The organism is Spirosoma aerolatum, assembly GCF_002056795.1.
GTDB lineage: Bacteria > Bacteroidota > Bacteroidia > Cytophagales > Spirosomataceae > Spirosoma > Spirosoma aerolatum.
Window position 1 is genome coordinate 3,134,036 of the sequence record NZ_CP020104.1, and the last position, 21,915, is coordinate 3,155,950.

General features: G+C 43.8%; 17 protein-coding genes and 1 tRNA gene. 16 read left to right on the forward strand and 2 right to left on the reverse strand.

Features of this window, described 5'->3' with window-relative positions; genetic code table 11:
- Positions 1 to 65 precede the first annotated feature (65 nt).
- From B5M13_RS12680 to B5M13_RS12740, 13 genes are all read left to right on the forward strand, one after another.
- Positions 66 to 893: a polysaccharide biosynthesis/export family protein gene (locus B5M13_RS12680; protein WP_155297243.1), complete on the forward strand. Its 828-nt coding sequence runs from the start codon at positions 66 to 68 to the stop codon at positions 891 to 893.
- 56 nt (positions 894 to 949) lie between these two features.
- Positions 950 to 1,636 (forward strand): sugar transferase, encoded by a 687-nt coding sequence (locus tag B5M13_RS12685; protein WP_080056011.1) that lies wholly within the window; start codon positions 950 to 952, stop codon positions 1,634 to 1,636.
- Positions 1,637 to 1,676: 40 nt separating this feature from the next.
- A complete protein-coding gene (locus tag B5M13_RS12690; protein ID WP_080056012.1) occupies positions 1,677 to 4,013 on the forward strand; it encodes a GumC family protein in 2,337 nt (778 codons plus the stop codon).
- A 146-nt stretch (positions 4,014 to 4,159) separates the two neighbouring features.
- Complete coding sequence (locus B5M13_RS12695; RefSeq protein ID WP_080056013.1) at positions 4,160 to 5,515, forward strand: lipopolysaccharide biosynthesis protein; 1,356 nt, start codon at positions 4,160 to 4,162, stop codon at positions 5,513 to 5,515.
- Positions 5,516 to 5,662: 147 nt separating this feature from the next.
- Positions 5,663 to 6,544 carry a beta/alpha barrel domain-containing protein gene (locus tag B5M13_RS12700; RefSeq protein ID WP_080056014.1) on the forward strand — a complete coding sequence of 294 codons (882 nt, stop codon included), beginning with the start codon at positions 5,663 to 5,665 and terminating at the stop codon, positions 6,542 to 6,544.
- Positions 6,545 to 6,788: 244 nt separating this feature from the next.
- The gene (locus B5M13_RS12705) at positions 6,789 to 7,862 is read left to right on the forward strand and encodes a hypothetical protein (RefSeq protein ID WP_080056015.1); all 1,074 of its coding nucleotides are present in this window, start codon (positions 6,789 to 6,791) and stop codon (positions 7,860 to 7,862) included.
- Between the two features lie 36 nt (positions 7,863 to 7,898).
- A complete protein-coding gene (locus B5M13_RS34535) occupies positions 7,899 to 8,555 on the forward strand; it encodes a CatB-related O-acetyltransferase (RefSeq protein WP_080056016.1) in 657 nt (218 codons plus the stop codon).
- A complete protein-coding gene (locus B5M13_RS34540; protein WP_080056017.1) occupies positions 8,545 to 9,177 on the forward strand; it encodes an acyltransferase in 633 nt (210 codons plus the stop codon). Before B5M13_RS34535 ends, B5M13_RS34540 begins: the two co-directional genes overlap by 11 nt.
- 9 nt (positions 9,178 to 9,186) lie before the next feature.
- Positions 9,187 to 10,317, forward strand: a complete 1,131-nt coding sequence (locus B5M13_RS12720) for a glycosyltransferase (RefSeq protein WP_080056018.1) — start codon at positions 9,187 to 9,189, stop codon at positions 10,315 to 10,317.
- Between the two features lie 135 nt (positions 10,318 to 10,452).
- Positions 10,453 to 11,649, forward strand: coding sequence for a glycosyltransferase (locus tag B5M13_RS12725; protein WP_080059910.1), 1,197 nt, complete (start codon positions 10,453 to 10,455; stop codon positions 11,647 to 11,649).
- A 146-nt stretch (positions 11,650 to 11,795) separates the two neighbouring features.
- Positions 11,796 to 13,058 carry a WcaI family glycosyltransferase gene (locus tag B5M13_RS12730; protein ID WP_080056019.1) on the forward strand — a complete coding sequence of 421 codons (1,263 nt, stop codon included), beginning with the start codon at positions 11,796 to 11,798 and terminating at the stop codon, positions 13,056 to 13,058.
- A 59-nt stretch (positions 13,059 to 13,117) separates the two neighbouring features.
- A complete protein-coding gene (locus tag B5M13_RS12735; RefSeq protein ID WP_080056020.1) occupies positions 13,118 to 14,674 on the forward strand; it encodes a capsule assembly Wzi family protein in 1,557 nt (518 codons plus the stop codon).
- Between the two features lie 45 nt (positions 14,675 to 14,719).
- Positions 14,720 to 15,307 carry a putative colanic acid biosynthesis acetyltransferase gene (locus B5M13_RS12740; protein WP_155297244.1) on the forward strand — a complete coding sequence of 196 codons (588 nt, stop codon included), beginning with the start codon at positions 14,720 to 14,722 and terminating at the stop codon, positions 15,305 to 15,307.
- Here the strand turns inward: B5M13_RS12740 and B5M13_RS12745 are convergent.
- The gene (locus B5M13_RS12745; protein ID WP_080056022.1) at positions 15,304 to 16,275 is read right to left on the reverse strand and encodes an NAD-dependent epimerase/dehydratase family protein; all 972 of its coding nucleotides are present in this window, start codon (positions 16,273 to 16,275) and stop codon (positions 15,304 to 15,306) included. The genes B5M13_RS12740 and B5M13_RS12745 overlap by 4 nt on opposite strands.
- Positions 16,276 to 16,694: 419 nt before the next feature.
- Between B5M13_RS12745 and B5M13_RS12750 the strand changes: the two genes are divergently transcribed.
- Positions 16,695 to 19,133 carry a PAS domain-containing protein gene (locus B5M13_RS12750; protein ID WP_080056023.1) on the forward strand — a complete coding sequence of 813 codons (2,439 nt, stop codon included), beginning with the start codon at positions 16,695 to 16,697 and terminating at the stop codon, positions 19,131 to 19,133.
- Between the two features lie 196 nt (positions 19,134 to 19,329).
- On the forward strand, positions 19,330 to 20,667 hold the full coding sequence (locus tag B5M13_RS12760; protein ID WP_080056025.1) for a sensor histidine kinase: 1,338 nt from the start codon (positions 19,330 to 19,332) through the stop codon (positions 20,665 to 20,667).
- Between the two features lie 296 nt (positions 20,668 to 20,963).
- On the opposite strand, the gene yiaA is transcribed toward B5M13_RS12760, so the two are convergent.
- Positions 20,964 to 21,350 (reverse strand): inner membrane protein YiaA, encoded by a 387-nt coding sequence (gene yiaA / locus B5M13_RS12765; protein WP_080056026.1) that lies wholly within the window; start codon positions 21,348 to 21,350, stop codon positions 20,964 to 20,966.
- 480 nt (positions 21,351 to 21,830) lie between these two features.
- On the opposite strand from yiaA, the gene B5M13_RS12770 reads away from it, so the two are divergent.
- Positions 21,831 to 21,904: transfer RNA gene (locus tag B5M13_RS12770), tRNA-Arg, on the forward strand.
- The last annotated feature ends 11 nt before the right edge of the window (positions 21,905 to 21,915 follow it).

Consider the following 21,915-nt stretch of genomic DNA (forward strand, 5'->3'; position numbering starts at 1 on the left):
AACTGTACATCCACATAAACAAATAGAAATTATGAATGCATCCTTTTTCAACCTTACTCTCGCTTGTGATGAAAAGACTGTACACGCTTCCTGATTTTAAAGGGAGCTCTGTTATTTTTCCAGCCCGACTAATCGCCTTTTTCGTACTGGTTTCGCTAGTAAGTTGTGTAACACCGAAGAAACTAGCCTACTTTCAGGGGGAGTCAACATTGGCTGATAGTGTGCTTGCCAAACCATATGTAACGACTATTCAGGTGGGCGATTTACTATCGGTTCAGGTAAACAGCTTAAATCCAGAAGCCACTACGTTTTTCAACCCTTATGCGCCTATTACGGCTTCTGATCGTACCGGAACCTACGGTTACCAACAGACAACCCCGTTACCAGCTAATGCAGGATATCTGGTAGCTGCCGACGGAACTATCGTATTGCCCATGGTCGGGCCGGTACTGGTAGCCGGTAAGACGAATGCCCTGGCCGCCGATATGATTCAGGAAAAGCTTAAGATTTACCTCAAAGAGCCAACGGTCAGTATTCGAAACCTGAACTTCCGCATAACCGTATTAGGTGAGGTAAGCAGACCATCACTGTATAATATTACCAATGAGCAGATTACCTTACCCGAAGCGCTGGGACTGGCTGGCGATCTGACCATATTTGGTCGCCGAAACAGCGTTCTGGTAATTCGTCAGGAGAACGGGAAGCGCACCTATAATAAACTTGATTTAACCAAACGAAGCGTTCTTCAGTCTCCTTATTATTACCTGCATCCCAACGATGTGGTCTATGTAGAGCCGGGTCAATCGCGAGCTGCTTCAGCCGATCGGACTTACCAGATTATTCCCATGGCTCTGAGTGCGCTTTCTTTTATCGCAATTATCGTTACGCGTTAATAAGAGTTGTACTTGAAGGTATTGATAGTATATCTCCATGCTAATTCAACCTATACATGATTTCGTTAGACTCCTCTATTTTTCCAAAAGTAGATCCCGAACAGGTCGGAGATCGTGTGATCGGGATGACAGACCAAACCTGGTATGCCCAGTACGGTAAACGGGTTTTTGATATTGTTGTAGCGCTGTTGGTCTGCATGTTTGTTCTTTCCTGGCTAATTCCCGTGCTTGGCCTCATTATCTGGGCAACATCGCCGGGCCCCGGTTTATATATCCAACTCCGTACAGGGCGCAATGGTCGGGTTTTTCGGTGTGTGAAATTTCGAACGATGTATTTCAAGAAGAATTCGGAATTCGAGCAGGCTAAAATGGGCGATCCCCGCGTAACTCCAATGGGTGCTTTTCTGCGTCGAACGAACCTGGACGAGATGCCGCAATTCTGGAATGTACTGATGGGGGATATGAGTGTAGTAGGGCCCAGGCCGCACCCGATTCAATTAGACAATATGTTCTGGCGGGAGATCGATAAGTATCCGCAACGGTATGCCATCCGCCCCGGCATTACGGGATTGGCGCAAGTACGTGGTGCCCGTGGTCAGACTGAGGCCATAATCAAGATGAGACATCGGGTTCGCTACGACCTGCATTATGCAAAACGGCAATCGCTGCTGGTCGATTTAAAACTGTGCTGGCTGACTGTCAAACCCATGCTGAGTGGCAGTGAAAACGTGAATGCATGGTGATCTTATTCATAATACTGTTATCTAAAAATATTCAACGCCAATGAACAATCCAGTCAATAATTACTCATACGTATCGTATCAGAACGTTGATAGTGATGCTATTAACTTACGAGCGATTGTTTTTCGTTATCTGCGCAACTGGTATTGGTTTGTACTGTCTATTGGCTTGATGCTGGCTGGTGCGTATATATACCTACGTTATCAGGCTCCCAGTTATAAAAGCCAGTCCAGTTTGTTGATCAAGGACGAAAAGAAAGGGCTTGATCAGGAAAACATTCTGAAAGAGCTGGAGATCTTCGCCCCCAAAAAGGTAGTCGAAAATGAAATTGAGATTCTAAAATCGTATACCCTGATGGACCGGGTTGCTAAACAATTGAATCTTAATGTTTTTTACTATCAGGACACACCCTATGGGAAGCGTGAGATCTACGAAAAATCACCGATACGGTTCATTATAGAACAGGCAACACCATCGCTTTATAACGACGACTATCTGACGATCCGTTTTAACGATAATCAGACGTTTACGCTGAACGACAAGCCATATCCTCTGAATAGCAGTGTACAGACGCCTTATGGTCGAATTCGTCTTTTTACCCGCCGACCCGTATCCAGTAAGAGCGAGCCCGTATATGTATCAGTAGTGGGACAGACGAAGCTGGTGAGTGATCTGGTCAAGAAACTCAAGGCTGAACCCACCAGTAAAGCATCGACCGTAATCATGCTGACTCTGGAAACGGCTGTTCCTGATAAAGGCGAAGCGATACTGAATCGGTTAATCGAAGTGTATAACGAAGCTGCCATTTTGGATAAAAACCGGGTTGCAGCTAATACCCTGAATTTCATTGATGAGCGGCTGAAGCTTATCTCAAGCGAACTGCAATCCGTTGAACGTGGCGTAGAAGCCTATAAATCGGCGCAGGGTATTACCGACCTGGGGGTACAGGCAGAAGAATTTTTGAAAACAGTGCAGGAAAATGACGCTCAGCTCAATCAGGTAACCATTCAATTAGGTGCCTTAAACGATCTGGAGCATTATATAAAGCAACAACCAGGCAATAGAGCAGGTACGCCAGCTACACTGGGCCTTAGCGATCCTACGCTACTGGCATTGATCGAAAACGTTACCAAACTGGAAGCGCAACGGGATATGTTGGCACGGACGACTTCGGATCAAAACCCTGTACTGCAAACAATTGATAGCCAGATACACGCTACCAAAAACAGTATTCTTGACAACGTGGCTACGATGAAAGCCATGCTGACAACAGCCAAGCAGCAATATGCAGCAACGAATTCCAAAATGGAAGGCGTCATTCGGAGTATTCCGACAAAAGAACGGGCCCTAATGGATATTACCCGTCAGCAGGCCATCAAGAACAACTTGTATACGTATCTGCTCCAAAAGCGGGAAGAAACGGCTGTATCGTTTGCATCGACCATTTCAGACTCGCGCACTGTAGATGTGGCCCGTAGCGATGCAAAACCCGTTAAGCCCGATCGGCCGAGTACCTACGTTCTGTTCGCTTTTCTTGGTTTATTATTGCCCGTAGGTGTACTTGCCACCAGCGATGCCATGAATAATCGCATCATGCGCCGGAAAGACGTAGAAGAAGGAACGAACGTGCCGATTCTTGGCGAGGTGATCAAGAATAAAAACACTCAGGCAATAATCGTAGAAGCACGAAATCAGTCGGTTATTGCCGAACAGATTCGAGCTTTACGAACCAACCTTCAGTTTTTGCGGGAGAGTCGGGAAGGAAGTCAGGCCCTCTTATTTACGTCGAGTATTAGTGGCGAAGGCAAGTCATTCATTTCCTTAAATCTGGGTGCCAGTCTGGCTTTGGTTGGCCGACGCACCGTTATTCTTGAAATGGACTTACGGAAACCCCGTCTGCGCCATTCCCTGGAAAACTTCCCGGTCGGAACAGGCATCAGTAATTATTTGATTGGTGAGGCTGGGATCGAGGATATCATACAGCCAATTCCCAACACAGAAAACTATTACATCATCACGTCGGGGCCGATACCGCCTAATCCATCTGAATTATTGAGCAGCCCACGTCTGGAAACGCTCATTCAGGAGTTGCGTCAGCATTTCGATTATGTGATTATCGATGCGCCACCAATTGGGCTGGTAACGGATGCACAGTTGATTGCTCCATTTGCAGATGCTACGCTATTTATTGTTCGCCATGATTTAACGCCCAAAAGCTATATGAAAATGGTGGAGACCATTCACCAGGAGAAGCGCTTTAACAAACTCAACATTGTGTTAAATGCAGTCGGTGGGGGCGATGAAGAATACTACAGTTATAGCTATGGCTATAATTATGCCTACGGCGAGAAAAAAAGCTCTAAAAAATGGCTGAGTTAAAGAATCTAAAATGACCTGCCAGCTTAAAGCCAACTTCTTATAATACGTGCTCAGACTGTATAAAATAGCAGGTTTGGAGTAGTTGGTTGTTGGGTATTATCGCCCGGAAAAGCCAATTCTTATTAGCCTATAATTTATTAAGGACAATGTCTGTTAAAGGAAGTATTCTAAAAAATATAGGCGCTGGTACCTGGAGTAAACTGTCAAATGTACTATTTAGATTAGTGCAGGTGCCGCTACTTATTTCAGCGTTAGGGGTAGAAGATTATGGTCGCTGGTTAGTGCTGGCATCTCTTCCGGCCTGGATACGGTTAGCAAATTTTGGATTTGGTAATGTAGCAGCGAATGAAATGTCGATGCTACTGGCAGCGAATGAAGTTGATAACGCCAGAAAAGTCTATTCGACAACGTTGACGTTAACAACGATAATTGGTATAGTTGGAGGTATACTGGCAACCATATTGGTGCCAATGATTCCATGGGAAGGTTTCATAGGGCAAAAAAGCCAAAGTGAAATATCAAAAGCGGTATACTGGTTAGCTATTTCTGTCTTTGTCTCATTTCTGATTGATGTAAGTTATAGTCGATTTCGAGCTGCCCGGAAAGCCCATTTATCGGTATTGATCGGAAGTTTTATGCCGTGGGTGGAATTGCTGTTGATGGTCATTGTTTTACGATACACAACCCGATTCGATTATCTTGGTTTGGCAGTGTTGGGATCTACGGTGCTTTTTCTGGGACTGTATCAGTTTTTAAGCAGAAAAAGTATGCCGCTCCTAACATTTTCCTTAAAGGATGTGCAACCATCCCGATTCAGGGATTTATTCTGGAAAGGCATGGCATTTCAGGCTTTTCCATTAGGAAATGCGCTCGTATTTCAAGGTAACCTGTTGATCATACAAGCTATTCTGGGGCCTTATGCGGTTACGGTTTTTGGCACGACCCGAACCTTAATACGTACCATTAATCAGGCCATGGAATTGGTTAATCAGGCCATATGGCCTGAAATGAGCCACTTATTTGGAAGTAATGACATGGGTAGGGCCTCTAAACTGCATCGATTGGGTGTAGGAGTTTCTATAATTGGGGCTTGTATTGGTACTATCTTTTTGATGCTTTTTGGAAAAGATCTGTATGGGCTGTGGGTAGGAAAAAATATAACGATTTCCAATCACTTGTTAATTATTTTCCTTATTCCAATTCCATTTAATGCCGTATGGTTTACGAGCAGCGTTGTCCATCTTGCCAGTAATAAACATGAAGGATTAGCGATCCGATACTTACTATCTACGTTAGTCGGCTTCATTGCCTGTATTGTTTTATGCTATTTTCAAGGAATTGAAGGAGCAGCCTTATCGACTATTGTAGCTGATCTTGTTTTAATCCCTTATGTATTAAAGAATTCACTCATACTGACAGAAGACACCTGGAAGTCATTTTCCCGAGGTATACTTCTTGAAATAAATTCCATTAAAAACCTACTAGTAAAACGAATGGCATAACTACGATTGATCTTGCTATATAACGCACTAATGGATTAAGCGTAGTAAACCTGATAAAAATTTATTTCAACTCCACCTTAGAGAGTCAGGTACGAATTGTATACAATTTAGTTGGCTTTATTTCCCTTGCTTTTAACTCTATATAAGATGAATAAGAGAAATTTCATCGATCTTGATACACTTAGTAACGGCGAAGGTAAGGTTGTTTATGGAAATCGCTTAGACGCTATTTCGTTTTATGAGACAACCTGCGAGGCTTGGTTTTCTGACTTTATTGAAGAGATTTCTTCTGCAATTGGTGAAAGATACTTCCCAGTTTACAGAATTGCCGATGGTGAAATGCGGTTCTTATTTGGCTATCAGATAAACTGGAAAAATAAGCCCTTCCTGAGTTTGCTAAAATATGTAAAATACGAATTGTTTAAATCACCCTGGAAAACTTCCTGGGGAGAGAGTTACTCCCGTGCAGAGAAAAAACAGCTACAGACTATTCTAGAGAAATGCATTAAAACTGTATCAGAAGAAGGGAAGCTGGCTATATACTGGAATAATAATGGATTAAATGCTTTTATCGAATATAATAAGAATATGGAGGACCTATTTAATAAAATAGGTGTCAGCTTAAATCGAAATAATTATATTCCTTTTCACTTCGCTCAGGCTATTATTGCTAATCATAGTGAGCAATTATTAAGCGGTAAAAATGTATTGGTAATATCCGGGCTAGACACTCGTGAAAAGGATGCATTAGGTGAAAGGTTATATAGAATTGGCGTTGCTAATTATGATTTTTATAGATGCTCTCCAACCGCTGCGTTAAAAGATGATTATACATTAATAAAGCCTCGTATACAGCCTGACATTGTATTGGTGGCAGCCGGTATTGGTGCTGCAAGAGTGGTCGCTGATTTGAAACATTTGAACTGCCCAGTCATCGATATTGGAAGCTATTTGAATGTGTTGAGCGGTAAGTACGAGAATGCGCACGCCGGATTTTTTGTACAGCCGAAAGTTCTGGAAAACTGCTAAAAATATGAGAAGAGAAAATAAATCAATCTATTATTTCTTAATCAGCATTTTGTTGTGCTCAGTGTTCACATGGATTGGTGTTATTCTGAGTATTAATACGTTGAAGTATATAGCGGCCGTTGGTATTATTATAATAACTATTATCTCTTCTGTAAATATTTATAAATATAAAAATGTAATAACGTGGCCCAAAGCCCTTCCATTACTTTTGATTACGCTGGGTTATCCAATAATCAGAATAACAATGGACGTATTTGTTGACTTTCAGTTTAAAACATTCACAGATGGGTTCATTCTTGAGGGAAGCTATTACCTTTTGTTATTATATGGGTTGAATATGGCGCTCGCTACGCGGATGGGAGCTTCATTTAGACAATTATTTAAATTTTCAATTATTGCACTTCCAGCAGGTGTGGTGCTAATCTATACAAGTTTAGTGCTTATACCAGACTATAATATCTGGATTGGTCATCTGTCATTAAATAATTGCCTGATACCAATTTCAATGCTGGCGCTTTATCCCAGAAATGAAAAATATTTGCTTTGGGGTTGGTCAGCTATATTTCTTTTACTATTTACGGCCGCCAAAATTTGGTCTCGCTCGTACACGTTGGTGGGATTTTATATTGCTTTATTTGCTTATCGATCTATTTTTCATTTAGGTAAACGCAAATTAGGCGTAACTCTATTTGTACTTCTCGTTGTTGGCTATTCAATCGGTGCATTCTCTTTTTTTACTGAGAATTCCGAAGTTCGTGATCAATCGGTGGCTGAGAAGTATCAAATCGAATCATTGATGAAAACGTTTGATGACTTTCTTACAGATTTTGATGTTACAAAGCTGTTTTATTGGGAAGGTAATTCAAGGTCTACCTTATTGGTCGACGCATTTGGGAAAGCAAATTATATAGACTGGCTCATAGGTCATGGCTTATTTGGTACCTACGATTCAACTATTGAAGTAAGTAGCAATATGCTGGTTCGACGAAGCACCATCGAAATTGGGTGGGCTCAGGAAGTTTTTCGCTGGGGATTGCCCTATGTTCTGTTCTTTTTATATTCCCTCATGCGAGCCCGTAGCTATTTGAAAGATTTGTATTTGCAAACAAATGACCCGATTTATAAATCGCTTTCAGAAATAATACTTGTAAAAGTATTGGATGGTTTTATTTTTGGCTTACCCTATTTTCATGTATATAGTTTGTTGGTATTTTGGGGATTGATGATAACCTGTGTTAAAGTCAATTTAGTGCCGGTGCTTATTGATACTAAAAATAGATATGTAGAGAAGCCAACGGAATTACAGGTTGCCAATTAAATAGAGCCTACGAGATAAATCTAATTGGTGAGATTGATGAAAACTATCTTAAAACGCTTCGTTCGCTACGTTTATTTAAATTATAAATATCCGAAAGCCCAGATTGCCTTTTCGGCAACTGTTTCATTGGATAGTGTGCTGGCAAATGGTGTAAAAATATTACCAGGTAGTATGGTAGGCGATTGCAAGATTGACCGGCATACTTACGTTGGAAATAACTGTCAATTTTCTCGAACGCAGATTGGAGCTTTTACCAGTATCGGCCCTGAGGTTATTTGTGGGTTAGGTTCGCATCCAGTCGATTTTGTATCTACTTATCCTGGTTTTTATTCTTCTGAATCATCAGGCGCAAATTGGTTTGGAAGTGTCCATGCATTTGCAGATAAACCCACCGTTCAAATTGGGTCTGATGTGTGGATTGGGGCACGAGCGATCATTTTAGGAGGGGTTAAAATTGGGCATGGGGCTATTATTGCTGCCGGGGCTGTCGTCACTAAAGATGTACCCGCCTATTCAATTGTAGGGGGCGTTCCGGGTAAGGTAATTCGTTATCGGTTTGAGCCAACTTTATTGAACAAATTACTGGATTCCAATTGGTGGAATATGCCGGATGATAAACTCCGTACCCTAGCAAAATATGTAGCAGAACCATCTGTTTTTGTTGAAAAATTAGCAGAAAGTCATGGCTATTAGCGACAACGCCAAAGAAAAAATAAGGACAATTCTTTATGCCTGGCGATTTCCAAGGGACATTATGTATTGTTACTGGAAATTGAATGCTTGGCATTCTTCCTGGAGGATATATGGTACACCATTGATTCAGGCACATAGAAAAGCCAAAATAACTATAGGTAAAAACTGGATTGCCTGTAGTGATCCCAGATACAATTCTTTGGGCGTATCGCAAAAAGTTATTATCAAAGCCGTTCGGCCAGGAGCTACTATTACCATTGGAAATGGAGTAGGTATGTCGGGCGCTACAATTTCATGCGGCCATACAATTACGATTGGTAACCAGGTTTTATTGGGTAGTGGTGTTCTAATTACCGACAATGATTCACATGCCATTCATCCTGATTTACGACATTCCCGCTATCATATCTCAGAAGCTCCGGTAACTATTGAAGATCAGGTATTTATTGGAGCAAGATCAATTATTTTGAAAGGTGTAACAATAGGCTATGGCGCTGTAGTAGGAGCGGGCTCTATCGTAACAAAAAATGTACCTGCTTTTAGTATTGTAGCTGGAAATCCAGCCCGTGTTGTCGGTAGTGTACTAGACGAAAAATATGCGGGCGAGCTTGTACTAAAATAGAAATTGACAATGAAGAAACCTCTGATTTTTTGGTGTGGATCGATCCTGAATTATGAAGGGTTAAAACATTATGTTGGTGAATCGGCAGCAGCAACTCAATGGTCGTATGGGCTTCTGTCGGCTTTATCAGCAAATAATGTTGATGTAAAGACATATGCACCTATCTGGGATTCAGCCTTTCCCAAAGGAAAATTGTTTCCCGGAAAATCGACCTATCTGGAACAGAGTTTTGACCAAACCTTGGTTCGCTATGTAAACCTGCCCTGGATTCGCCCGAAATCAATTGCGTTTTCTTTGGAAAAAGCCATTAAAGATGAGCTTCGAAAAGGAACAAGGCCAATAGCTATATTAAATTATAATCCACTCTCTTATTATTCTGAAGCCTTAGATAAAATTAGCCGGAAGTATCCAGATATTCCTTGGGTTAATATTGTACTGGATCTTAATGACCCAACAGTGGATAACTGGGCTACATTTCTTCAGGCTACCCGACGGTCAAAAGGTAGTGTTTTTCTTTCTTGGTGGGGCTATTGTAATGCGCCTTTAGAGAATAAGCTTCATTTGGATGCCGGTTGGAGCGGTACGTTGCCCAATACAGTTAAAGCATCGGAAAAAGTCTTTATCTACGCAGGCAAGCTTGAAGAATACGGCGGCATTAATCAGTTGATTGAGGCCATAAAAATTATGCCTGATAAAGATGTTTATTTTGATTTTTATGGCAAGCGTAGTAACACGGCATTAGACAAACTGGCTGCCGAAGATAGCAGAGTTCGCTTTCATGGCTTTGTTCCTGATGAGCAACTGGATGAAGCCTGTAGTAAAGCTACCGCTTTCCTGAATCCCCGGGATCTGAGCCATCAAACTAATAACATGATTTTCCCTTCTAAACTCTTGTTCTACATAAAATACCGTAAGCCAATTATTGGTCCTACTATGCCAGGTATTGCACCAGAATACAATAGTTTATTAGTTCAACCAGCCGATTCATCGCCAGAAAGTTGGGTTACAGTAATGCAAAATACCTTGCGGTTGACTGAGAAAGAAACGAAAAAAATTGCTTCTGACTGTACCAAAATTCTTCAGAAAAAAACCTGGGATAGCCAGGCGAGTAATTTAATAAAATTTTTAGAGGCTTTATAAAGGTAAGCCCTACACTTAGCAAGTACAGGAAAAGATCCAATTTAAGCAATCCTGACAGGTTTTGAACTAGTCTAAGCTAGATAAATTAATAGGAAGCATTATTCGTAATGCATGGCATTTACCATTGACCAGACTATGAAACTTCTCCATGTAATTAATAGTATGGACCCGGCGATGGGAGGACCCTGCCAGGGAATTCGAAATGTTATTGAAGAATCGGAGCGATTAGGGATTTTTAGAGAGGTTGCCTGTCTTGACGACCCTTCGGCCGATTACCTCGGAAAAGATTCATTCCGGATTCATGCGCTTGGTCCTAAAGTGGGCCGCTGGCAATATGGTTCCCGACTGATTCCGTGGTTAAAAGAAAACCTCGATCGTTTTGATGCGGTAATTATAAATGGTTTATGGTTGTATCCGAGTTATGGTGCCTGGAAGGCAATTAAAAGCTATAAGAAATCGACCAATAAGGAGTTAAAAACATTTGTAATGCCGCATGGGATGCTTGATCCCTATTTTCAAAAAGCATCGAGCCGAAAATTAAAGGCGATCCGTAACTGGTTTTATTGGGAGTTTTTGGAGAAAAATGTCGTAAATGATGCCGACTGCCTATTGTTTACCTGTGAGGAGGAGCTTCGATTAGCGAGAGACACATTTAACTCATATCAGCCTAAAAATACAAAAAATGTAGGCTACGGAATAGAAGAACCTCCTGCTTTTTCAGACAGTATGGCAGCTGCCTTTTATAACAAATGCCCTGAAGTTAAAAATAAACCTTATCTACTTTTTCTGAGCCGTATTAATTATAAAAAAGGTATTGATCTATTGATTAAATCGTATTCGGCGATGGTTGACGAATATTCGTCAAAGAAGAAAGATATTCCTAAGCTGGTTATTGCTGGTCCGGGCTTAGATACGGCCTATGGAGAAAAAATGATGAACCTGGTTTCGGAAGACGTTCGTTTGAAAGGGCAGGTTTTTTTTCCAGGTATGCTTTCTGGGGCAGCTAAATGGGGCGCTTTTTATGGATGCGAAGCCTTTGTACTACCCAGTCACCAGGAAAATTTCGGCATCGCTTTGGTTGAGGCATTAGCTTGTAGTAAGCCTGTTCTAACGACAAATCAGGTGAATATATGGCGGGAAATTGCTGAAGGTATTGCTGGTTTTATTGATGAAGATACACTACAAGGGACACAGCAACTGTTGAGTAACTTTTTAGCCCTTGATGATTTGGCCAGACGAGCGATGGGAAGAAATGCCCGTAGTACGTTTGAGAAAAACTTTTCCATTAAAAATTCAGTCCGGCGTTTTACGGATGTTATTACCGCTTTCTAATCCACTCCCAGCCTGTTTTATTTTCTAGCCTGACTATCCTTCATTTATCAGGAATCACTTAGCAGGCTTGTTTTAGAAACTGGTTAACCTAGTACTAAACTTAATTAAGATATTTTTCGCCTGATAAATTTCATAAACTCTTATTTATGCGAATACTAATTTATGGAATCTTATATGCACCTGAGCTGACGGGTGTTGGTAAATATACGGGCGAAATGGCTGCCTGGATGGTACAGCAGGGCCACGAGGTCGATGCTATTATGCCAATGCCCTATTATCCTGAATGGAAAGTACGTTCCGACTATAAAAATAAGGGCTGGTTTACGGAAGTAGTCGATGGGGTCAAGGTACATCGGTGCCCGGTTTATGTCCCTAAAAAAGTAACGGCATCTGGCAGGATGCTGCTCGATTTTTCTTTTCTGATGAGCAGTTTTTTTTACTGGATTCGTCTGTTTTTTTCGAAACGTTATGATGTAGTTATTTGTGTAGCTCCTCCGTTTCATATTGGTTTTTTTCCTGTGCTCTATTCAATGGTACGAAATGTACCCGTCTGGCTTCATATTCAGGATTTGCAGGTTGATATTGCCAAAGAAATGGGGATGATAAAAAGTGAAAAATTCCTGAATGTATTATTTAAGGCAGAACGCTTTATTTTAAAACGTTGTAAGGTCGTATCGACTATAAGTGAGGGAATGATTCGGAAAGTAACCGAAAAAAAGAGTACGCAACTGGATTGTGTTATGTTCCCTAATTGGGTAGATGAAGGTTTTGTTAAACCATTGCCAGTACACGAATCGTTGCGGGATGAATTAGGCTTAACGGAAACGGATAAGGTGATTTTGTATTCGGGAAGTATTGGCGAAAAACAGGGGCTGGAGTTAATCGTTGAAGCGGCTAAGCATTTTGCTCATAAGCCAGAAATGAAATTTCTGATCTTTGGGTCGGGTGGGGGTAAGGGACGTTTGGAAGTGTTGGTACAGCAGTACAAACTGACCAACGTATTTTTCTATCCGTTACAGCCTTATGAGAAATTGTCGGCCCTTTTAGCGACCGCCGATATTCACCTGGTGCTTCAGAAAAAATCGGCTTCCGACCTGGTGTTGCCTTCTAAATTGACTGGAATACTGGCGGCTGGTGGCTGTGCCTTAGTTTCGGCTGTGCCAGGAACCACCCTGCACGAGGTAGTAGCCAGTGAGCAGATGGGCATACTGATTGAGCCTGATTCGCTGGAGGCTTTGATTGAAGGGATCGACCGGGCCTTTCGTTCTGATTTGACAGTCTACCGGAAAAACGCCAGGGCGTATGCCCGAAGAAATCTTAGCAAAAACGAGATTCTTCAGCAATTTGAAGCTCAGATGATCAATATCGTCAACCCGGTATCTGAACAACTCATTGTCGAGCAAGTGTAGGTGGCCACGACCGCGAGTCCATTTGTCGAAATGAACCAATAACCAGTGTATCAAGCCTCATGATGAATCGGCAGCATTTTCTTATTCGGGCAGTTCATCTCGCTTGTATATTACTGGGTGTTATGCCTTCGGTTGTAGTGGCTCAGTTCCAGAATCGACCGACGTACGATACAACGACAACTAGTGGAATTCAATATCGGGCTGAACTCAGTGGTGTGGCTTCCACAAATGGAAGTACGCCCTTCTGGATGCGGTCGAATCAGTTTGGGACAATTCCCTGGCAATTACCCGCTGGAATTGGGACAATAGGTGCTACGGGTCTATGGGGCAATGCTCAACAGACTCGAAAACCCTATATTAAAGCAGGTATTGAGGTTGTTGGTAATCTGAATTCGGCTTCGCGACTGGTGTTGCCGGAAGCCTATGTCGCTGTTCGTCTGGGGCATGGGGAGCTTTATATTGGCCGGCAGAAAGAGATTCATGGACTGGTCGATACCCTGCTCACGTCTGGGTCTATTGCCTGGTCGGGTAATGCCGTACCAATTACACAAATCCGACTGGGAACCCGTGATTTTGCTCCGCTGAAATTTACGAGAGGCCTGATCGCCGTTAATGCTTTTTTCAGTCATGGCTGGTTCTCGGATACCGATTCGATGCAACATGTCATGCTACACGCCAAAGCCGTATTTGTGCGGGTGGGGAAACCCAACTGGAAAGTCCGATTCTATGGAGGGATTAATCATTTTGCTCAATGGGGAGGTTACTCAAAAGCCCTCGCCGATGGCCCTGTCTCCAAGTTCTTGTCAGCTAATGGCTATTTGCCCAGTTCGCTAAAAGCCTATAAATCGGTAGTATGGCCGATTGGTCAGCCAGGAAGTGATGATCAATTCTCAACAATTGACACCATCAATCAGGTTGGCAATCACCTGGGCTCTATTGATGCGGGCCTTGATATTCAGCTTAAAAACGCATCGCTATTACTGTACACCCAGCATATTTTTGACGATAACTCGGGCTTGACATTCAAGAATTTTCCGGATGGTCTTTTTGGTATCCGGTGGAAAGCTGGCGTGTTGAATGCAGGGGCGGTGGTTCAGCTAAAGCAATTGACGGCTGAACTCATAACCACACGCAACCGAAGCGGCACCAAACTGCCTTACGGACGGGATGACTATTTCTTTCATGGTCAGTATCTGGACGGATGGACACACCAGGGCGCTATTATTGGTACCCCAATTTTTACCCGCACGGCCGATATACCGGCTGCATTATTGAAAAAGAGTGCCTGGCTAAGCCGGAGTTTTGCCTATAGGCGGTTGCCCATCAACAACAATGATGTTCAGTCGGTGCATGTGGGGGCATATGCCGTATTGTTTCAACGAATTTCGGCTGTGCTCCTGGCGACGGGTAGTCGGTATTATGAGTTTGATTACTCAACCAGAACCTACGACCAGCTTTCCATGAGCCTGGAACTAACTAATCTTCTCGTGACGGGCAGTGTAACTATGGGCCTTAAACTGGCGTATGATACTGGAGCTATTTTCGCTAACAACCTCGGTGGAATGCTCACGATTCGTAAGACGGGTTTATTGCCCCGAAAGCTAACCAGCAGGTGAAGCCGACGCAATAACTGATGTATTACTAAGTGAATAGACAATATTATGTATCAACAGATCGATAATTTTAAATTGCCTCCTGGCTTCCGAGGGAGACCCGGTTGGTATGTACAGCTATGGTGGATAGTTGAATCCTTATTTTTCAGGACTTCCCCTCAGTTTATGTATGGATGGCGTCGGTTTCTGCTTCGAATTTTTGGGGCTAATATAGGCCAGCGGGTTCAGGTCAGACCTTCCGTACATACGCAGTTTCCGTGGAAAGTAACCATTGGCGATTCGAGCCGCATCGGTGATGATGTCGTACTATACAGTTTAGGACCTATTACGATTGGAGCTAATGTAATTATCTCGCAAAAGAGCTATATCTGCACCGGTTCGCACGACTATTTGAATGCTGATTTTGCCATTTTTACCGAACCCGTCGTTATTGAAGATGAATGCTGGCTGGCAACCGATGTGTACGTGGCACCCGGTGTAACGATTGGAAAAGGTACGGTCGTTGGGGCCAGATCATCCGTATTGAAGTCGTTACCAGCCAATAAAGTATGTGTTGGTACCCCAGCCAAACCGCTCAAAGACCGCAAACAACTGGCCACTTATCCGGAAGAGATTCAAAAAGCCTGGGTTGTTTAGCTACTATAACTTAGTGTAGCCTGTGCATTTCGGCTGGCTAACCAGTCGACCATTTGCTGGAGACCATCAGACAGGCTCGTGGTAGGCTGATAAGTCAGATTTTGCTTCGATAGCGTTAAATCGGCCCAGGTATGGGCTACGTCGCCAGGTCTGTCTGGTTTTTGAATGATAAGCGCTTTTTGATTGGACACGCTTTCCATTAAGGTAATCAACTGACGTAACGATACATAGCTCCCGCTGCCAATGTTATAGATCGCAAAACCATCGATCCGAAACATGGCTTTACTGATTCCCTGTACAATATCGGCTACATAGGTATAATCACGGCTAGTACCTTTACCATAAATGGTCAGCGGATGCTGCTGGCGGATGGCTTCTAAAAACTGGTAAATAGCCATGTCAGGACGCTGGCGGGGGCCATAGACAGTAAAAAAACGTAGACAGGTGATCTCCATGCCATATTGTTCGTGATACTGTCGGCAGAGCTGCTCCCCTTTATATTTGGTGAGCGCATAAGGCGAAATCGGGAACAGATGCTGGCAGTCTTCCTGAAGGGGCATAGCGGGATGATCGCCATAAACCGACGATGAAGAGCCAAAGATTAGTTTCCGAACACCAAACTGATGCATGACGTTCAGTAGGGTACGGGTGCCATTGATGTTTACATCCGTGTACACGTCCGGGCGCTGGAGCGAAGCCTGAACACCGGGTAAAGCCGCTAAATGGACCACTACATCGAACGGATTCTGCCGAAACAGATCAGTCAGACGAGTGGCGTCCCGTATGTCGCCCTCGTGCAGATAATAGGCCGGATGGCTCATTCCTGAGCGAATGTTCAGGAGTTTCTGTTCACGCGAATAATTCGAATGAAAATTATCCAGTACGTGCACCCGGCAACCCATAGCGAGTAAATGATCGGCTACATGCGACCCTATAAACCCCGCCCCCCCCGTAATCAGTACATTCATAAGTGAAATTGACCGACCCTGCGGTCCTCCGAAACGTAACTACTAGCCAGATGGGAATATTTATCTTTATTAAAAAATATATCTTATTAGATACCATAAAGCAATATTCTTAAATAAATATAGTGTTTTTATTTTCAATAGACTGTAAAACAAAAATAAATTTTACCCCTAGATAGGAGTTTTTATGGAAGTAGGTTTAGGAGTCTACAATGAAGTATCTTCGGCGTTTTAATAAGGCAAATAAATGCCTGTTTCTGCATTGACTTAGGGAATAGCCTGTCACGAAGTTGTGTAACCTGCTAATTAATGCCTTGAAAAAACATACCCGTTGGTACAAGGGTTTATGACTCAACGACATCTGTACTGTGAATAAATTGAATTCTGAACATAAATGGGCCTTTTGGCAGGGTGGAGGAGAAATGGGGGCGCTCACCCGGACTTATGACTGGCCTCAAACAGCCATAGGCTCCCCTGATCGGTGGCCCCAGAGTTTGCGTACTACCTTGGGTATTGTCTTGCATTCGGCATTCCCAATGTTTCTTTTTTGGGGCGACGAGCACATCTGTTTCTATAACGACGCTTACCGGCCCAGCTTTGGCCATGAAGGAAAACACCCGGCGTTGGGTAAACGGGGCGAAGACGTTTGGGGAGAAATCTGGCCCTTTATCGGTCCATTGATCGATCAGGTGATGACAACTGGCGACGCGGTTTGGTACGAAGATCAACTGGTTCCGTTCTATCGAAACGGAAAACTCGAAGATATTTACTGGACATTCAGTTACAGCCCGGTTTATGGCGATGAGGGCCACATTGATGGCGTTCTTGTAACCTGCACCGAAACCACTGAGAACGTTCAAACCATCCACAAACTCAAAGAAACCAACGACCAGCTTGCTTTTGCTATTGATGCCACCGAACTGGGAACCTGGGATCTGGACCCGGCTTCGAATGCCTTTTCGGCCAATGAACGTCTGAAGGAATGGTTTGGATTACCTGCTGATGGGCAGGTTGCCTTACCATTGGCGACCAGCGTTGTTGCCGAAAAAGATCGACAGCGCGTCGACGAAGCCATTCAGTGGGCCTTACAATATGCATCAGGAGGGCACTACGATATAGACTACACGCTGGTCCATCCCGTCACGAAAGACGAACGGATTGTACGGGCAAAAGGGAAAGCCTGGTTTACACCTGATCGGGTAGCCTACCGATTTAATGGAACCTTGCAGGATATTACAGATCGTAAAAAAGCGGAGCAGGAAGTAGCCGCTAGTGCGCAGGCGTTACGGAGTATAATCGAAAGTGCCCCTTTTCCGATCGGTATTTATGTAGGGCCACAGATGCAGATTCAGTTTGCTAATTCTGCTATTATTACCATTTGGGGAAAGGGCCCTGATGTAGTGGGGAAGCGTTACGCCGACCTATTGCCCGAATTGGAAAGCCAGGGTATCTATGCTCAGCTAGACCGCGTCTATGAAACAGGTATTCCGTTTCACGCCCGACATCAGCGCGTCGATCTGGACGTAGATGGTAGGTTACAGCCTTTTTATTTCAACTACAGTTTTACACCCTTGTACAATGCCGAAGGGCAGATATATGGGGTCATGAATACGGGTGCCGAGGTGACAGATCTGATTGAGGCCAAACAAAAGTTAGAGGATACAGAAGCTACTCTACTGGGAGCAATTGAACTGGCCAAGCTGGCTACCTGGCGTTTGGATGCATCTACCCGGGCGTTTTCATGTTCCGAACGATTTATGGACTGGCTGGGCCTCTCCGACAAGGCAAAAGTGCAAAATGAGGACTTTAACCCGCTACCTGCCCGCTACCGACAGCAGGTAATTGAGGCCATTGAAGAGGCTATACAGCCTGGATCATCAGGTTATTACGAGAATGAACACCCGATCATCAACCAACTCACCGGCCAGGTTCGGATTATTCATGCACAGGGCCGTGTATTTTATGATGCCGACGGAAATCCGGCCGTACTGAGCGGTACTGCACAGGACATTACCCAGCAACGGGAGGTTCAACTTACGCTGGAGCGACAGGTACAGGAGCGTACAGAAGAACTGGAATCGACCAATGAAGAATTAACCGCCATCAACGAAGAACTTACCGAAGCCAACCAGCTTTTGATCCGTTCGAACGATAATCTGCAACAGTTTGCGTATGTGGCCAGCCATGATTTGCAGGAACCGCTTCGCAAAATTCAGCAGTTCAGTACGCTCCTCAAACAGGAATATGCTGCGTCGCTGGACGATAAAGGAAAAGACTTTCTGGATCGGCTAACGTCGGCCAGTTCGCGGATGTCGATGCTCATAAAAGATCTGCTTACCTTCTCCCGTATTTCGACTCAGCAGGTTACGCACCGACGAGTCGATTTGAACGATGTACTTCGCGAAGTTCTGGAAAACCTGTCGATTGCGGTCGATGAATCAAAAGCAGTTATTCAGATTGATCCGTTACCCGTAATTGAGGGGGATGCCTTACAGCTGGGACAATTATTTCAGAACTTACTTTCCAATGCGATTAAGTTTCATCAGCCGGGTGTCAGGCCAGTTGTTCAGATACGGATCAGCCAGTTATTGGCCAGAGATTTACCACTTTCGTTGCCTGTACTGCGGCAGTCGAAAGCCTATTATTGCCTTGATATAGCCGATAATGGGATTGGCTTTGATGAGAAATACAAAGACCGAATTTTTCAGGTCTTTCAACGATTGCACAGCAAGCGGGAGTTTGTGGGTACTGGAATAGGTTTGGCTATTTGTCAGAAAGTAGCTGCTAATCATGGAGGGGCAATTACCGCTACCAGTGAGCCTAACCGGGGGGCTACATTTAGTGTCTATCTGCCGGTTTAATGTAACACCGTATCGCACAGGATTAAGAAACGACGAACCACCTGGCTTTCCTGTCGTATTTAGGTTGTATAATTGCCTGTATATTCAATGTTTGTAGGTCGAAGTAGTAGGGTATACTGGAATCTGCCGAGTCGCTGAATGCGATGGTAGGGTGTCTATACGGGTTGCTTTTACTGCTCTTTTGGTTAATTTCCCTATGACTTTTCATAGCTGGGGGTTTGTGTTTGCCGGGATGGTTACGGCCATCCTGTTGTTGAATATTATCCAGTGGATTACCTATCGTACGCGCATATATGGGTTATACACCTTATATATGCTGGCGTGGCTGTTGCGGGTGCAAACGTTCGATAACGGCGTATTTCCACAACTACACCTATTCATCCGGGCTACAGCTTCGATGATTGCCTTCTATATCTACTTCGATTTTGGCGATGCATTTCTGAATATTCGACAGCGGTTACCGGCTTTGTATAAGTTGTTCCCTATAGCCCGAGCCGTGATCATTCTGTACGTGCTCATTCAGTTGATAATCTGTTTTGTACTACCCCAATGGCATCCCCAATGGTATGAGGCAGCGTTTTCGTTGATTCGGGCTTTATTGGCAATAGGTGGCTTTTATGCCGTATATCAGTTGCTGAAACTAAAAGACGTGGTAGCCCGCTATTTTCTGGCCGGTACCCTGTTCATGCAGATCGGCTCGTTGATAAGCCAGGGGTTAACCTTTGGGCATCCCGCAGATGATATATCGGGGCCTTTCTGGACGATTTCCCTGGTGTACCTACAGGTAGGGCTTATTCTAGAGTTGATCTGTTTTTCGCTGGGGATGAACTATGGGCAACGACAACTTGCCGTACGTCATGCGTTGGTGGAGCAGGAATTTACACGGGCTCGTGAACAGCATCATCGCGAGCAACTGGAGGCAGAATTGTCATTACAACGACTGGAGCAGGAAAAGGCCTTAATGCGAATTCAGGCATTACAAGGGCAGGTAAATCCCCATTTTTTGTTCAATAGCCTGAATGTGCTGGACACCTTAATTGAGGAAGACCCTGATCGGGCTCGAGTCTTTCTGGAAGAAATGAGTACCGTTTATCGGTATTTATTACGGGCCAATGAGCAGCCCTTAACTGATCTGGCTACTGAACTTTCGTTCATTCAGTCCTACTATCACTTGTTACGTACGCGTCACGGTCATGGAATACAGCTAATGACTACTATTTCGGAGCGTTACCAAACTTATCAATTGCCACCACTGACCCTACAGTTGCTAGTCGAAAATGCAGTAAAACACAATAGCGCTTTACCAGATCACCCCCTTTTTATTGACATTTCAACCGACGAAAAGGGTCGATTGCTGGTAAGTAATACGATTCAACGAAAAACCAGCCGTGTCGTATCCAACGGGGTGGGGCTGTCAAATATTCTCTCTAAATATCAAATGCTGGGCCAACCTGCCCCCGTCATTCAGGAGGCAGATGGGAAGTTCTGGGTTGTACTTCCACTCATACAGCCGTCAGCTATAGAGCGTGCCTGAAGGCAGGCTATAGAACAGGATAGGGGCGATCTCCAAATGAGGGGACAAAAAACGCTGACCTCATGGCGAGCCCAGCGTTTAAATCTAACCCATAAGAGCTTGCTAGCTATTGAACCAATAGTTTGCAATCGGGGCCATTTTAGTTAATAATTGTCTCAATCGTTAACTTATTGATTGGACGGCAATCCAAAAGTCGCTGTTACGGCCTACTTTATAAGGCCGAACAGGATGATTAATAAGCGGTTGAGATGAGCCAGTAGGCCTGACTAAAAATATATCCCAGACGAATCGACAGATTAGGCCGATTGGCCATCGCGTGTGTTTTTCTGTACGGCAATGGCACCAAACAACGCGAGTAAAAACGCAAAGGCATAAAACCCTTTTTCGCTGGGTAATAGGGTCGCGTTCCAAAGCCCGACGGTCAGCAGCACGATGGCTAAAATTGTAGAGAACCAACTTAATCCGTAATAAATATCCGTTACCGGTACCCCTTCCAATCGATCCCGTACACTCTTCTGTACCGATACGACTGAAAATAAACCGTACATGAGTACGGTGAAGTAAAATCCTTTTTCATTGAGCAGCATGTCGGATCGCCAAAGGCCAATTAAGAAACCAAACATACCGGCGCCCAGCGCTACCCAGGAAGCGCCAACAAAGGCCATTGAGGGTTTTTGAGTCATTTTCGTAGTGATTTAATGGTGAATACGTTGCAAAGTAAATAGCTATCAGGCTAGTTTAGAATAGGCTGGTTTTTAGGGTTTTATTAAAAGTGATGGGCCGGATGTATGGGGCTAAAATTGACCATGAGCAGGTATGTCGTTTCCAACCGGTGCCACCAGGAGAGGTGTTGCCGGAGGAATCAATAGATAATCACTTTGTTGTAGCATAAAACCACCTTGTTTTACTGGTGCAAAGTTGGAAAGGACGGACTACGAAAGATAGGACTAATCAACAATCGGTAGGAATGGGTAAATAAATGACGCGCTGGATGAATGATTCCCGAAAATGACTCCCAGCAGCATAATCATATAGGCATTTTTGTAAAATAATAGAAATGCACGTATTTTTGACGCATCTAATAAATGAGTTACAACCGCAACGATACGTTAGCGTCTACTTCGAACCTTTCGGATAGTGCTCGTTCGCAGGTTGGCTATAAGGGTCCTGTAGCTCAGTTGGATAGAGCATCTGCCTTCTAAGCAGACGGTCAAGCGTTCGAGTCGCTTCGGGATCACTCAGGTAATC

Coding starts and splice junctions, on each gene's coding strand:
- B5M13_RS12700 (WP_080056014.1), top strand. CDS start 5,663: ATGAATAAGAGAAATTTCATCGATCTTGATACACTTAGTAACGGCGAA.
- B5M13_RS12750 (WP_080056023.1), top strand. CDS start 16,695: ATGGGGGCGCTCACCCGGACTTATGACTGGCCTCAAACAGCCATAGGC.
- B5M13_RS12720 (WP_080056018.1), top strand. CDS start 9,187: ATGAAGAAACCTCTGATTTTTTGGTGTGGATCGATCCTGAATTATGAA.
- B5M13_RS12725 (WP_080059910.1), top strand. CDS start 10,453: ATGAAACTTCTCCATGTAATTAATAGTATGGACCCGGCGATGGGAGGA.
- B5M13_RS12695 (WP_080056013.1), top strand. CDS start 4,160: ATGTCTGTTAAAGGAAGTATTCTAAAAAATATAGGCGCTGGTACCTGG.
- yiaA (WP_080056026.1), bottom strand. CDS start 21,350: ATGACTCAAAAACCCTCAATGGCCTTTGTTGGCGCTTCCTGGGTAGCG.
- B5M13_RS34540 (WP_080056017.1), top strand. CDS start 8,545: ATGGCTATTAGCGACAACGCCAAAGAAAAAATAAGGACAATTCTTTAT.
- B5M13_RS12740 (WP_155297244.1), top strand. CDS start 14,720: ATGTATCAACAGATCGATAATTTTAAATTGCCTCCTGGCTTCCGAGGG.
- B5M13_RS12685 (WP_080056011.1), top strand. CDS start 950: ATGATTTCGTTAGACTCCTCTATTTTTCCAAAAGTAGATCCCGAACAG.
- B5M13_RS12730 (WP_080056019.1), top strand. CDS start 11,796: ATGCGAATACTAATTTATGGAATCTTATATGCACCTGAGCTGACGGGT.
- B5M13_RS12705 (WP_080056015.1), top strand. CDS start 6,789: ATGGACGTATTTGTTGACTTTCAGTTTAAAACATTCACAGATGGGTTC.
- B5M13_RS12745 (WP_080056022.1), bottom strand. CDS start 16,275: ATGAATGTACTGATTACGGGGGGGGCGGGGTTTATAGGGTCGCATGTA.
- B5M13_RS12760 (WP_080056025.1), top strand. CDS start 19,330: ATGACTTTTCATAGCTGGGGGTTTGTGTTTGCCGGGATGGTTACGGCC.
- B5M13_RS12735 (WP_080056020.1), top strand. CDS start 13,118: ATGATGAATCGGCAGCATTTTCTTATTCGGGCAGTTCATCTCGCTTGT.
- B5M13_RS12690 (WP_080056012.1), top strand. CDS start 1,677: ATGAACAATCCAGTCAATAATTACTCATACGTATCGTATCAGAACGTT.
- B5M13_RS34535 (WP_080056016.1), top strand. CDS start 7,899: ATGAAAACTATCTTAAAACGCTTCGTTCGCTACGTTTATTTAAATTAT.